The organism is Shinella sp. GW821-FHT11G07 (assembly GCF_058808115.1).
In genome coordinates this window covers 232,398-246,268 of sequence record NZ_JBXARJ010000003.1, presented here as the reverse complement: position 1 = coordinate 246,268, position 13,871 = coordinate 232,398, and the positions used below count along the sequence as shown (strand labels likewise).

12 protein-coding genes are annotated in these 13,871 nt (G+C 62.7%); 5 read left to right on the top strand and 7 right to left on the bottom strand.

Annotated features, from left to right (window positions below; all coding sequences use genetic code 11):
• Window positions 1-13: 13 nt before the first annotated feature.
• The 4 genes from AC1RT2_RS07615 to thrC form a co-directional block, all read right to left on the bottom strand.
• A complete protein-coding gene (locus tag AC1RT2_RS07615; RefSeq protein ID WP_069061486.1) occupies window positions 14-163 on the bottom strand; it encodes a DUF1127 domain-containing protein in 150 nt (49 codons plus the stop codon).
• Between the two features lie 122 nt (window positions 164-285).
• On the bottom strand, window positions 286-2,460 hold the full coding sequence (locus AC1RT2_RS07610) for a mechanosensitive ion channel family protein (protein WP_493100809.1): 2,175 nt from the start codon (window positions 2,458-2,460) through the stop codon (window positions 286-288).
• A gap of 236 nt (window positions 2,461-2,696) precedes the next feature.
• The gene (locus tag AC1RT2_RS07605) at window positions 2,697-3,995 is read right to left on the bottom strand and encodes a M16 family metallopeptidase (protein WP_493100807.1); all 1,299 of its coding nucleotides are present in this window, start codon (window positions 3,993-3,995) and stop codon (window positions 2,697-2,699) included.
• Window positions 3,996-4,092: 97 nt separating this feature from the next.
• Complete coding sequence (gene thrC / locus AC1RT2_RS07600) at window positions 4,093-5,490, bottom strand: threonine synthase (RefSeq protein ID WP_493100805.1); 1,398 nt, start codon at window positions 5,488-5,490, stop codon at window positions 4,093-4,095.
• 325 nt (window positions 5,491-5,815) lie between these two features.
• Between thrC and AC1RT2_RS07595 the strand changes: the two genes are divergently transcribed.
• Complete coding sequence (locus AC1RT2_RS07595; protein WP_069059543.1) at window positions 5,816-6,370, top strand: hypothetical protein; 555 nt, start codon at window positions 5,816-5,818, stop codon at window positions 6,368-6,370.
• Window positions 6,371-6,447: 77 nt separating this feature from the next.
• On the opposite strand, the gene AC1RT2_RS07590 is transcribed toward AC1RT2_RS07595, so the two are convergent.
• On the bottom strand, window positions 6,448-7,137 hold the full coding sequence (locus tag AC1RT2_RS07590) for an HAD family hydrolase (RefSeq protein ID WP_069059542.1): 690 nt from the start codon (window positions 7,135-7,137) through the stop codon (window positions 6,448-6,450).
• Between the two features lie 239 nt (window positions 7,138-7,376).
• Here AC1RT2_RS07590 and AC1RT2_RS07585 point away from each other — a divergent pair, with 239 nt between their 5' ends.
• Entirely contained in the window at window positions 7,377-8,837 is a 1,461-nt protein-coding gene (locus AC1RT2_RS07585; RefSeq protein WP_493100802.1) for a calcium-binding protein, read from the top strand.
• An 83-nt stretch (window positions 8,838-8,920) separates the two neighbouring features.
• Here the strand turns inward: AC1RT2_RS07585 and AC1RT2_RS07580 are convergent, their stop codons facing one another.
• A complete protein-coding gene (locus tag AC1RT2_RS07580) occupies window positions 8,921-9,598 on the bottom strand; it encodes an ArsR/SmtB family transcription factor (RefSeq protein WP_160861543.1) in 678 nt (225 codons plus the stop codon).
• Between the two features lie 129 nt (window positions 9,599-9,727).
• On the opposite strand from AC1RT2_RS07580, the gene AC1RT2_RS07575 reads away from it, so the two are divergent.
• Together AC1RT2_RS07575 and AC1RT2_RS07570 are read left to right on the top strand one after the other, a co-directional pair.
• A complete protein-coding gene (locus tag AC1RT2_RS07575) occupies window positions 9,728-10,057 on the top strand; it encodes an NIPSNAP family protein (protein WP_069061483.1) in 330 nt (109 codons plus the stop codon).
• Window positions 10,054-10,401, top strand: coding sequence for an antibiotic biosynthesis monooxygenase family protein (locus tag AC1RT2_RS07570; protein ID WP_493100800.1), 348 nt, complete (start codon window positions 10,054-10,056; stop codon window positions 10,399-10,401). The genes AC1RT2_RS07575 and AC1RT2_RS07570 overlap by 4 nt, the downstream gene beginning before the upstream one ends.
• A 213-nt stretch (window positions 10,402-10,614) precedes the next feature.
• Here AC1RT2_RS07570 and AC1RT2_RS07565 read toward each other — a convergent pair whose 3' ends face one another.
• Window positions 10,615-12,285: a vWA domain-containing protein gene (locus AC1RT2_RS07565; protein ID WP_493100798.1), complete on the bottom strand. Its 1,671-nt coding sequence runs from the start codon at window positions 12,283-12,285 to the stop codon at window positions 10,615-10,617.
• Window positions 12,286-12,517: 232 nt separating this feature from the next.
• Here AC1RT2_RS07565 and AC1RT2_RS07560 point away from each other — a divergent pair, with 232 nt between their 5' ends.
• Window positions 12,518-13,648: a site-specific DNA-methyltransferase gene (locus AC1RT2_RS07560; protein ID WP_493100796.1), complete on the top strand. Its 1,131-nt coding sequence runs from the start codon at window positions 12,518-12,520 to the stop codon at window positions 13,646-13,648.
• Window positions 13,649-13,871 lie beyond the last annotated feature (223 nt).

Sequence of the window (13,871 nt, the reverse complement as noted above, 5' to 3'; positions counted from 1 at the left end):
GGCGTGGGCTGTCTCAGCCGAATACCAGGAAGCCCTTGACGGCGGACTGGATGTTTGAGCGCGAGATGCCGAGGTCCTGGAGGGCGCGGTCGTCGAGGGCGCTGAGTTCGCGGACGGCACGGCGGTTGGCGACGTTCTTTTTAAGCTTTGCGAAGATGTTCATGGTCAACTCCTTTGGGTTGCCCATTATGTATACGATCTCGAGCTCGGAAAATATGCATATGCTTGCAGCGGAGGCATGCTGTTGTTGCATAGCGCCCGCTGCAAGTCGTCAGATACGCGGTCTCAGGCCTCTTCCTCCGAGGCCGCAGGATCCTTTTTCCGGCGCTGGAGATGGACCTGTGCAGCCACGGCTTCGTTTTCCGGGCCGATCGGCAGTGCACCCGTCGACTGGCCGTGAATATGCACCGTGGGTACGGGCAGCTCGATGCCGTTCTGCTTGAAGACCTCGCGAACGCGCAGATAGAACTTGCGCTTCATGCCGAAGGCGCCGCCGGGCCGCGTCGTCGCCTTGATGCGCAGGACGATGCCGTATTCGCCGAATTCTTGCACGCCCTGCAACTTGATCGGCTCGATGATCCAAGGCTTGTATTCCGGGTCCTCGGCCAGTTCCAGGCCGATCCGCTTGATCAGCTTGCGCGCGAAGTCGAGGTCTGTTTCGAAGCCGACGGTGATGTTGAACTTGTCGGTGGCCCAGTCGCGGCTTCCGTTGCGCACGGCCCCCAGCTCCCCGAAGGGAATGGTGTAGAGCGACCCGCGATGGTGGCGCAGCTTCACGGAGCGCAGCGAGAAGCTCTCGACCGTGCCGCTGAACTTGCCGGTGGAAATGTATTCCCCGACCCGGAAGGCGTCGTCGAGCAGATAGAACACGCCCGAGATCACATCCTTGACGATCGTCTGGGCGCCGAAGCCGACGGCAACGCCGACGACGCCCGCGCCCGCGATCAGCGGTCCGATCTGAATTCCGACCGATGACAGCACCATCAGGACCGCCATGACGAGAATGATTGCGAGCATGATGTTCTGGAGGATCGGCAGCAGCGTGCGCAAGCGGGCCTGCTGCGGATCGAGCACCGGCGCGGCTTCCCCATCGTGCATCGCGACCGGCGCCTGGACGCCGATCTTGCGCTGGATGACCGCCTTGATGATCGACCAGACGAAATCGGCCCCGAGCACGATGACCGCCGCATTGAGCAGGCCGCGCAGAATGAGGGTCATGCGCGGGCTGGTTTCCGCCATGCTCGACATATCGAGGCCCCAAACCTTTGCCAGCAGATAGGCGGCGAGTACGATCAGGCTCAACCGGATGGCGCGATCGACCACCGCGACGGTGACGGCGGGTAGGGGCGGTGTGTTGTTTTCGGCCAGCGGCGGCCTCAGCACGTAGTTGACGGAGCGCGTCGCGATAATGACGGCCATCGGCGCGGCAACCGCAGCGAAGGCGAACCAGAAGGCCACGTTCGCGCCGCTGACACGGACCAGAAACAGCAGAACGAAATAGACGGTCAGCAGCCAGGACGTCGCCTTGTGGCCGAGCATGCTGGGCCGCTCCTGGTCCTCGGCCCGCGCCACGGGCCGCTTCCAGACCGCGAGCAGTGCGATGACCAGCAAGGCGAGGTCGATCGGGACGGCGAGAGCGAGCACGTCATCCGGGGTGAAGCCGAAGCGCGAACGAAGCGATATCGTCGCCGCAGCAATGGCGACGACGGACGAAAAAATGACGATCCACCGGTTCCAGTGATCGGCACGGGCATCGCTGATGTTGAAGGCCCGCACTTCGCGCGCACGGACGACGCCCATGAAAGAGGGCAGAAGAGTAACCCGCGTGACGACGCGGATGGCCCAGATCGCTATGGCCGCGGTCAGATAGGCGAGCACGATCTCGCGCAACAAAGGCGGCCAGTCGAACAGGAGAAACGCCCCCGCGCTGCCGATGGTAAATGCGCCCAGCATGAGCAGGCCGACCAGAAAACGCCCGCCGAACTTGCCGATCCGGCCCTGTGGCGTCTCGATGTCCTGGGCGATGACCCAGAGGCGCAGAGGGCGCGACAGACGAAAAGCTATGTAGGAGAGGGTGGCCCCGACACCGACGAAGAGCGCGACCAGCGCGACGACGCTCAACCCGCCCCTCTCGCCGACATCCTTCATGACCACCTGGCGCACCGTATCGACGCGCTGCGGCATGAGCGGCCAGGCATGCGCAAGCCGTGTGAGGTGTGTCTTCACGCGGTCGAGCGCCGACGACATCATGCCCTGGTCGCTGTCCACCGGCGGCACCGCCGCATCTTCTGCGGCAGCCGCCGCGGGCGCCCGCCGGGCAGCTAGCCATTCCTTGACCGTGGGATCATCGAGCAGGCCGAGCAACTGGTCGACCTTCTCGGGGGTGGGCGTCGAAACCTGTGCCGATACCGGTGCCGACAGAACAGGGAACAGGATGAGGAGCGCGAACAGGATAAGCATTGCCCGTGCCGGAACTGAACGTCGTTTCTCCGGCCGATCATGCGTGAAAGGTAGGACGCTTTTCATGGATGAGGGGATCCGCAAGTCATGGATACAATGATCCGTAAGAACTCGATGAAAAGCTGCTTTGCGTCAATCGAATATCGCGGCCAGGGGCACGAATGGGGTCGATATCCCATGCTCCCGCTGGTCGGCTGTCAGGTGGGTATGCTGGCGACGGGGCCGGGAGATCCCCCTCAGCCCGCCGCGCGCTCCGGCATGGTCCCGCGTGCGAGCGACCGTGCAATATCGCCGGTGGGCACGAGATGTTCCAGCGGGCCGATCGCCGAGATCGTCGGGGCCGTGTCGAAGAACAGCCGGCCGGCGAGGTCGGTGAGGCGTTCGATGGTGATGCCCTGCAGGCGTTCCATCAGTTCCTCGTTGGGGATCGGGCGGCCGTAGAGCATCATCTGGCGGGCGATCTGGCCGGCGCGGGCGGCCGGGCTTTCCTGGCCCATCAGGAGCTGGGCGCGGATCTGCGCACGGGCGCGCTCGATTTCCTGCTGCTCGATATTGTCCGAGGATTTCTTGAGTTCGTCGAAGATGACGGGCATCAGTTCCGGCAGGTTCTCGCCGCCAGTCGCGGCATGGATGCCGAAGATGCCGGTATCGGAAAAGCCCCAGTGGAAGGCGTAGATCGAATAACACAGGCCGCGATGCTCGCGCACTTCCTGGAAGAGGCGGGAGGACATGCCGCCACCGAGGATGTTGGCGAGGATCTGCGAACAGTAGAAGTCGCGCGCATGGTAGGCCTTGCCCTCGAAGCCGAGCAGCACCTGCGCATCCATCAGGTCGCGCGTCTCGCGAATGTCGCCGCCGGTATAGCGGGCGGGCTCGAACACCGGCGAGATCTTCGGCGCGGTCGGCAGGGTCGAAAAGCGATCCTCGACCTGGCGCACGAATTCGTCGTGGTTCACGGCGCCGGCCGCGACGACGAACATGCGGTCCGTCGTATAGTTGCGGTCGAGATAGTGGCGGATTTCGCCGGGCGAGAAGGAGAGCACCGATTCCGGCGTGCCGAGAATGGCGCGGCCGATGATCTGGTCGCGGTAGGCGACCTCGGAGAACTTGTCGAAGACCACGTCGTCGGGCGTATCATTCGCCGCGCCGATTTCCTGCAGGATGACGTGTTTTTCGCGGCGCAGCTCTTCCTCGTCGAAGACGGATTCCGTCAGGATGTCGGCGAGGATATCGACCGCGAGCGGAACGTGGTCCTTCAGCACGCGGGCGTAGTAGGAGGTGGTTTCCGTCGATGTCGCGGCGTTGACCTCGCCGCCGACATTTTCGATTTCCTCGGCGATCTGGCGGGCGGAGCGGCGGTCCGTGCCCTTGAAGGCCATGTGTTCCAGAAGGTGGGCGATGCCGTGCTCGTCCGTGGTTTCGTTTCGCGACCCGGACTTGATCCACACGCCGAGAGCGACACTCTCCAGATGCGGCATGTTTTCGGTCACCACGGTCAACCCGGAAGCAAGCCGGGTGCACTCAACTTTCATCATGCGCACTTTCTGCGTTTCAGCGTGTCCGCTCGCTCGGAGACGGGACATGCCCTCTTGTGATCACACAATCCCTGACGAAACCGCTTCTGGAATTGCTCTAGCCCCGGATTCGCGAATGGTCGCCGATGAAGGCCTCCACGACGTCGAGTTCAGCACTCAGCACGTCAAAACGCTCCTCCCTTTGCATCATGTCAGCAAGCCATGATGGAAGCGCCGGGTCAATACCGCATGCCGATTTTACTGCGGCGGGGAATTTTGCCGGGTGGGCGGTGGCAAGCGTAACCATTGGCGAACCGGGCTTCTCGTGCTTGGCGGCGACGAAAACGCCGATCGCCGAATGCGGATCGAGCAGGTAGCCGGTATCCTTCAGCGTGTCCTTGATCGTCTGGGCGACCTGTTTTTCGGTGGCGCGGCCGGCACGGAACTTCTTGCGGATCGTCTTCAGCGCATGCGCCTCGATTTCGAAGGCGTTGGACTGCTTGAGGCTCGCCATGGCGCGGCGCACGGCGCCGGCATCGCGATCGCTGGCCTCGAACAGCAGGCGCTCGAAGTTGGACGAGATCTGGATGTCCATCGAGGGCGACGTGGTGGCCTTCACGCCCTTCATCTCGTAGCGGCCGGTCTTCAGCGTGCGGGCGAGAATATCGTTCTCGTTGGTGGCAATCACCAGCTTGTCGATCGGCAGGCCCATGCGCTTGGCGGCATAGCCGGCGAAGATGTCGCCGAAATTGCCGGTCGGCACGGTAAACGAGATCTTGCGGTCCGGCCCGCCGAGCGCGACCGCGCTGGTGAAGTAATAGACGATCTGGGCCATGATGCGCGCCCAGTTGATCGAGTTGACGCCGGAAAGCTTCATCCGGTCGCGGAACTTCGTGTCGTTGAACATCGCCTTCACGAGGTCCTGGCAGTCGTCGAAATTGCCCTGGATGGCAAGCGCGTGCACGTTCTTCTGCTTGGACGTGGTCATCTGGCGCTGCTGCACCGGCGAGACCTTGCCCTCGGGGAAGAGAATGAAGATGTCGGTGCGCTCGCGGCCGGCAAAGGCGTCGATCGCCGCCCCGCCGGTATCGCCCGAGGTGGCGCCGACAATGGTGGCACGCTCGCCACGCACGGCCAGCGCGTGGTCCATCAGGCGGGCAAGCAGTTGCATCGCCACGTCCTTGAAGGCGAGCGTCGTGCCGTGGAAGAGTTCCAGGACGAAGGCATTCGGCCCGGTCTGCACCAGCGGCGCGATCGCCGGATGGCGGAAGGTGGCATAGGCCTCGTCGATCATCGCGCGGAACTTGTCGGCGGGAATGTCACCCTCGACGAAGGGTGTCAGCACGGTAAACGCGATCTCCTGGTAGGATTTGCCACGCAGCGCCCGGATTTCCTTCTTCGAGAAGGTCGGCCATTCGCGTGGCACATAGAGGCCACCATCGCGGGCAAGCCCCGCCAGAAGCGCATCGGAGAAACCGAGGGAAGGGGCTTCGCCCCGCGTCGAAACATAATCCACGTTCACAGGTCCTTGGAATTGTTGGGATTTGCGGAGGCTCTCGCCCTCCGGTCGTTCGGTCGCTGTGCTGCCATCGTCCGTCCGACCTTACCCGAAAGGCCACGCATACCGCAGGTCTCTTTGCGGCAGATCGTGGCAATGCCGTTGCGTCACGCCCGCGGGACACGAGCTTCTTCGAAATTCTGCGGGCGGTTTCATTCGACAATCGATTTTTCGCCACGCCGCTGCTATAGACCATCGCCTAGGGTCGTGAAAAGACCCGCTAAAAGAGTTCCGAAAGGCTTGGTCGCCGGGGGCGGGGCCTGATCGCAGGGGTACAAGTAACGTGTTTGGACTGAATATCCGCCGCTTTCTCGGCATCTCCCTTCTTGCTGTCGTCGCCGGCTGCAACCAGACCGACAATTCCAACATGGGCGTGACGACCGACCCATCCGGTGTGCAGACCGCACACCAGCAGCAGACCGGCACCGCGGTCGTGCAGGGCTCTTGCCCGCAGGTCTACCTGCGGGATGGCACGGCCGTGCTGCGCCGCTATGCCAAGGGCGCCAAGGACGATCCGCAGAAGCTGCTCTATCAGGTGACGCTCGCCGATTCGACGCGCCAGTGCGTGCTGAACGAAAACCAGCTCGTCGTGACCGTCATGGTGCAGGGCCGCGTGGTCGAGGGACCGGCCGGCACGGGCGGTACTGTCAATGTGCCGATCCGGGTCGCCGCGACGGACGAACAGAAGACGCTCTATTCCGAACTCGTGCAACATTCTGTCGATATCGGGGCCGGCCAGTTCATCTTTACCCAGGCCAACATCGCCTTGCCGGGCGGTTCCGGTGGCTTCACGAAGGTCTATGTCGGCTTCGACGAAGGCCCGTACAATACGAAGTAATCGCTTGCTTCAATTCGAAAGAAAGGCCGCGGAAGATAGCTTCCGCGGCCTTTTTCATGTCCTGCAGGTGAAAGCGCTCAGATCGCTTCCTGCCATTCGGCAAGCGCCGTGATCACGCCGGGCAGCTCGCTCATGCGCGAGATCACCGTCTCTGCGCCGGCTTCCGTCAGGCGGTCGGCATGGGAGGGATAGGTGTGCGAGGCGCCGGTAAAGCCGACGACGCGCATGCCGGCGGCGCGCGCACCCGCAATGCCATGCACCGAATCCTCGATGACCAGCGTGTTGGCCGGGTCGGCACCGAACTGCTTAGCGCCATGCAGGAAGATGTCCGGCTTCGGCTTGACGCGGTCCGGCCCGAGATCCTTGGCCGAATAGATATGCGGTGCGAAAACCTGCTTGAGGCCGACCTTCGAGAGCATCATGTCGAGGCGATGCGAGGATGAGTTCGAGCAGATGCAATAGGGCTTGCGGATGCGTGAGAGCATCAGCTTGACGCCGTCGATCACCTTCACCTCGGCGGCAAGCCGCGCATCGAGCAGCTTTTCCGATTTGTCGAGCAGCGAGGCGGAGAGCGGAATGGCGGCCTCGCGTTCGATGCTCAGAAGAATGTTGTGCCAGGTCATGCCGGCGAAGCGCTCGCCCATCTCCTCGACGCTGATCGGGTAACCCGCCTCGGTGAGCAGCCGCGATTCCACTTCCGCCGCGATGATTTCCGAATCGACCAGAACGCCGTCGCAGTCGAAGATGATGAGGTCGAAACCGTCCATGTCGTCGTCTTTCCAGATGGGGGGCAAAGGCCCGGCAGGCGCGGCTTCCCTACACGAAAGGGCACGACGCGACAATTGCCAGAATGACAGGGCTGCCTTGTTCGCGACCCTGTGTTGCGAGGCGCGCGCGTGCGGGTTGTATTTTAGCAAAGGACGCTGTTACCTGCGGAACAGGGGGGCTACGGCGCTGCCCTATAGTGCGGGGGCGTTGTCAGCAACAGTTCCATCGGGAGATCGACATGGCAAGGGATCCTAAGGGCAAGATCACGGGTACCAATGGCAATGACCTCCTGTGGGGCACGGCGCGCGTTCTGGGCGACGGGACCTACGACAACTTCGTAGATGCCGACAGCGCAAACGTTAAAGGCGCCATTCGCGGTTTCGGCGGCAACGACGTCATCTTCGGCGACATCTACCAGAACCCGAAGGAAACCACCGAAGGCGACGTTGCCTATGGCGGAGATGGCGATGACCGCATCTTCGGTGATACCGGTTTCGATGAGCCCAACTGGCAATACAACGCCAAGGGTGGATCCGACACGCTCTATGGCGATGCCGGCAACGACAGGATTTACGGGCAGGGCGGCCACGACCGGCTCCACGGCGATGCCGGCAACGATCTGCTTGTCGGCGGCACCGGCGGAGATTACCTGTACGGAGGCGCCGGAAACGACGTTCTCTGGGCGGATATCGAGAATGAGACCTATGCCGCGCAGTCGAACAACTATCTCTATGGCGGTACAGGCAACGACCGTCTCTACGGCGGCGCGGGGATCGATGAACTGTACGGTGACGCCGGGACAGATACGCTTTACGGCGGTGCCGGCAACGATGACATGGCCGGCGGCGACGGGGCCGATATCCTCTATGGCGGTGCGGGCAACGATACCCTGGATGGTGCCGATCTGGGCGCTTCGGCCGACGGCGCCGACCGCCTCTATGGACAAGACGGCAACGACACCATGAATGGCGGTGCCGCCAATGACTTTCTGTCCGGCGGCTCGGGCAATGACATCATGGACGGCGGTGCGGGCAACGACACGATGGACGGTGGAACGGGCGCCGATACCTTCGTCTGCGGCGCCGGAAACGACACCTACTTCATCGACAATGCCAATGACAGCTTCCGCTTCGACTATCTCGATTCGGGGACGGACATGGTTCAATCCTCGGTCAGCTGGCGGCTTGGCAATTACCAGGAGAACCTCACGCTGACCGGCAGCAGCGCGATCGGCGGCGTGGGCAATGACGGGCGAAACGTCATCCGCGGCAATGCTGCGGCAAATACATTGACCGGCAACGGCGGAGACGACGTCCTCTCCGGGGGCGCGGGCAAGGACGTGATCGTTGGGGGGATCGGCGCGGACGATCTTTCAGGCGGAGCCGACGGCGACACCTTCGTCTTCAGGTCGATCGGCGAATCGACGGTCGGGGGAGCCGGCAGGGACACGATCTTCGACTTCACCAGCACCGACCGCATCAACCTCTCATCCATCGATGCCAACACGAAGGTTTCGGGCAACCAGGCTTTCGACTTCATCGGCACCCGGGATTTCACCGGCAAGGCCGGCGAACTGACCTACGACAGGATGACATCGGATACCTACATTTATGGCGACGTGAACGGTGACCGGAAGGCGGATTTTGCGATCCATCTGGACGATGCACTCGCCCTTCAGAAAGGGTACTTCGTCCTGTAGGGCGCGAGGCTCCAGGTGTTGCAAATCAGGGGCGGCCTTCAGGCTCGTCCCTGATTTTGCGACAAGTTTTCAATGACCGTCCATCACGGAAACAGCGCCACGAAGCGTCGTTCACCCTCCGCCGTGAAGCGGATGGCGCGGCTGTCCTTCTCGCGCTTCGCCCAGCCGTCGGCGATGAAACGGCCGAGCAGCGCTTCGCCAAGCGATCCGGCGAGATGCGAACGCCGTTCGCTCCAGTCGAGGCAGGTGCGGCAGACGGGGCGGCGTTGGGCACGAAGGGCAGGGACGTCGATGCCGATGGCGGCGATGCGGGCCTCGCCGGATTGCGTCAGCGCGGCATCGTCGCCATCGAGCGTCACGTCGCCGTCCGCCACCAGCCGGTCCAGCATGCGCACGCCAAAATCGCCGGCGAGGTGGTTGTAGCAGACGCGCGCCTTGCGAAGCGCGGGGTCCTTCGGCCCCGGGCGGGTACGCAGGTGCCCGCGATTGGCAGCAAATCCCATGATGTTTTCGAGCAGCAGGCCGACCTCGTCGTCGGCAAGCGCAAAATAGCGGTGCCGGCCCTGCTTGCGCTGGGCGATAAGCGCGCCGGCCTCCAGCTTGGAAAGGTGCGAGCTTGCGGTCTGCAAGGTGATGCCGGCGGCACCGGCAAGCTCGGTCGCCGTCAGCGCCTGCCCGCCCATCAAGGCGGTCAGCATGTTGGCGCGGGCGGGATCACCGATGAGCGCGCCGATCTGGGAAATGTCCGGTCCTTCTTTCATACTTCGATGTTAGCCGAAGCATTCACGTCGGGCAATATGGGAAAACACGTCATCGCAAACGAAGCAATTCCAGCAAAAATGCCCGAGCGGTTTTGTGTCCGGGATTGCTAAACACAAAGAGAGATGACGATGATCACCTGCTTCATCCGCTACGAGATCGACCCCTTCAAGAAGGACGCCTTCGCCACTTACGCCCGCAACTGGGGTCAGGCGATCCCGCGCTGCGGCGCCGACCTGATCGGCTATTTCGGCCCGCACGAGGGCTCCGCCACCACCGCCTACGGTGTCTACAACATCGAAAACCTCGCCGCCTACGAGGCCTATCGCGCACGCCTTGTCACCGATCCGCTCGGCCGGGAAAACTACGAATTTGCCAGAAGTGAGCGCTTCATCCTGAAGGAAGACCGCATCTTCCTGAAAAACGTCTCGCTGCCGCACGCACCGAAGGTGACCCCATGATCGCCGTCATCTTCGAAGTGGTGCCGGCCCCCGGCCGCATGGACCGCTATCTCGAAACCGCACGCGACCTCCGCCCGCTGCTCGATGATATCGACGGCTTCATTTCCATAGAGCGCTTCCGCAGCCTCACCGACCCGACGCGCCTGCTCTCGCTGTCCTTCTGGCGCGACGAAGCGGCGGTGAAGGCCTGGCGCACGACCGAAGAACACCGCGCCGCCCAATCCCTCGGCCGCCACGGCGTGTTCGATGCCTACAGGCTGCGCATCGCGAGCGTGGTGCGGGACTACGGGCTGAACGATCGGGATCAGGCGCCGGAGGATAGTCGAAGTTTTCATGCGGCGTGAAAGCAGATGGCCGCTCACGGCCGGCCGTTCCAGTTCGTTCCGAACGCCTTCGGGTTGCGTTCACAACGCCCTCAACCCTCTCCATCGTCATCCTCGGGCTTGACCCGAGGATCCACTTCCACGGCAAACGCCAACCTTTTGGCATGGGTCCTCGGGTCAAGCCCGAGGATGACAACGGAGAGGAGTGTCGTATGGGCTTCCCATCATTTTCGCCTACTGCACCGTCACTTCCGACCGCTCCCCGGCTTTGACCGTCGCCTTCGCCTCCTTCGGCGCCACGTCGCCCTCATACTTCACCACGACGACATAGTCGCCGGGCGGTAGCGTTTCCTGGTATTCGGCGCCGTAGTTGGTCGACATGGACTTCTGGTTGCCCTGGATATCCTTCTTGGCGTTGAGGATTTCGATGCTGTAGGCGCTGGGTGCCGTGATCGCTAGCACGCCGGCATCGATGTTGACGACGACCTCCTTCATCTCGCCGGCCTTGAGGTTGAAGGGGATTTCGCCGGTTGCCAGGCCGAGCTTCGCCGTCAGCACATGGTCGCCGGGTGGAACGTCGATCTTCGTGCCGGTGCCGTAGCTGTTGGCGATGCTTTTGCGCGAGCCGTCGATGGCCTTCGTGGCCTCCACCACCTCGAAGAACATGTTGCCGGAATCGACCTCCGGCCCGCCTTCCGCATAGATCGCCTTGTTGAGCACGATGCCCGAGCCGATGACGAGATCGCGCTCGATCGTCTCGCCCGCCTTGACGCTCAGGGTTTCCAACACCTTGGCCGGGCCGATGGAACCGTTGAGCTTCACCTCGCCGGCGGAGGCGTAGAATTTTGCCGTACCGTAATAGGTCGTGGAATAGTCGCCGAAGGCGATTTCGATTGCCGCGTTGGGATCGGCGTCGGCATCGTCAGGTGTGCGCTTCGGCATGATGACCAGCCGGGCCGCATCGAAGTTCACGAAGGGCTTTGCCACTGCGCCGTCCTTCACCTCGAAGGGCGCCTGGCGCTTGATCGAACTCTGCAACGTGGCAACGGCAATGTATTTGCCCGGCGGGTAATTGCCGGAAAACGCGCCCTTGTACTGGCTTTCGATATAGTCGCCGGCAGGCGCTCCGTTCGCGTCAGCCTTGTAGATTTCCCAGAAGACATCGTTGTTGTCGCCTAGCGACGGCCCGCCTTCGGACAGCACGCTGTCGAGCTCGGTGTTGAATTCGATTGCCGGCGCCGGCTCGGGCTCCGCGACCGCCACTTCCTGCACAGGCTTCGACATCGGCGCTTCCGCCACCGTCTCCGTCAGTGCCGCGACGAGCTGTGTCGCGTCGGAGGCCTGGAAATATTTGCCACCGGTGTTTTCGGCAAGGCAGGCGACCTGCCTGCCTTCTTCCTCCGTCAAACCGAAGCCGACGACGTGGGTGGTGAAGTCTACCCCCTTGCTTTCGAGCGCCGAGGCAAGCGCGCAAGGATCCGCCTCGCAGGTCTCCAGCCCATCCGTCACCAGCACGACGGTCGCCTTGTCCTCGGTATATTTGAGGATATCGGCCGCCTGTTCGACAGCGTGCGAAATCGGCGTCTTGCCCTTGGGGCTGAGGCCGGCGACGAAGGAATTGATGGCATCCTCGGTTCCCGCACCCGGCGGCACGGCAAGCTCGATATCGCTGCACGAACCCTTTTCACGGTGGCCATAGACCATCAGGCCGAGCTCCGTTCCGACCGGCACGGATTTCAGCACCGTGCCCAGCGTCTCGCGGGCGAGGTCGATCTTGGCGCGACCATCGATCTGTCCCCACATGGAGCCGGATGCATCGAGCACGATCATCGTCTTGTCGGCGGCGATCGTCTGCGTGGCGGCAAGAAGCCCCGCCAGAAGCATTAAGACGGTCTTCAGTCGCACATCGTTCTCCTCGGTCCCCCGGAAAACCCGGTTGTTCACGCCGGCAGGGGCGCGGCATGTTCATCGAATGACGGACGGGAAGGACCATCTATTCGCGGCTGCTTGAATTCCGTCAAAGGTCCCGCCGCGGAACGAATTTCGCTTTTTCTCCAATCCTTTCAGTCTTTGGTAACCATCTTCGGTAACCATAAGGATCAGTTCAGCCCCGAGTAAGCGTATCAGCGAGTATCAAATGCCATCTGTTCTTTCGCTTGCAGACGTCTCCCGTTCGCCCCGCAAAAGCGGTTGGCTTGACTCGATCATCAAGGGAGATTGCGTTGCAGCCCTTGAGGCCCTGCCGGATCAGTCCGTCGACGTGATCTTTGCCGATCCGCCGTATAACCTCCAGCTCGGCGGCATGCTTACCCGGCCGGACCAGTCGCTGGTCGATGCCGTCGATGACGAATGGGACCAGTTCGCCTCCTTCGAAGCGTATGATGCCTTCACCCGCGCCTGGCTGCTCGCCTGCCGCCGCGTGCTGAAACCATCAGGCACGATCTGGGTCATCGGCTCCTACCATAATATTTTCCGCGTTGGCGCCACGCTCCAGGACCTCAACTTCTGGATCCTGAACGACGTCATCTGGCGCAAGGCGAACCCGATGCCGAACTTCAAGGGCCGCCGGTTCCAGAACGCGCACGAGACGATGATCTGGGCGACCCGCGATCCGAAGGCCAAGGGCTATACGTTCAACTACGATGCCATGAAGGCTGCCAACGACGACGTGCAGATGCGCTCGGACTGGTTGTTCCCGATCTGCAACGGCGGCGAACGCCTGAAGGATGCGGACGGCAAGAAGGTGCATCCGACGCAGAAGCCGGAAGCGCTGCTCGCCCGTATCCTGATGGCGTCTTCCAAGCCCGGTGACGTGGTGCTCGACCCGTTCTTCGGCTCCGGCACGACGGGTGCGGTCGCAAAACGCCTCGGCCGCCACTTCGTCGGCATCGAGCGCGAACAGGCCTATATCGACGCCGCGCGTGAACGCATCGACGCCGTCGAACCGCTCGGCAGCGGCATGCTGTCCGTGATGACCGGCAAGAAGGCCGAACCGCGCGTCGCCTTCAACACGCTGATCGAAAGCGGCCTGATCGCGCCCGGCACGGTGCTGACGGATGAACGCCGCCGCTACAGCGCCATCGTTCGGGCCGATGGCACGCTCGCCTCGGGCAGCGATGTCGGCTCCATCCACCGCGTCGGCGCCCGCGTCCAGGGCCATGATGCCTGCAACGGCTGGACCTTCTGGCACTATGCGGAAGGTGCCGCGCTGAAGCCGATCGATGCATTGCGCGCCGTCGTGCGCGCCGGCATGGCCGGCATCGAATAGGCCTGTCGCCCACGAAACACGCTTTCTCCAGCCGCGGCCTCCGGTGTTCCCTGCACCGGGGGCTGTGGCTTTTGAGGGGAGGCCGCGCGCGTCATTTGACGGGATCCCCCCAACTTCCACGGGCGCGATTCAGGTGATGTTAACCATCAGGCGCTTACTGTGATCTGGTAAACACGTCAGGCCAAGCAACGGAAATCGTTGCGGAAAGCCAAGGCCGATCAAC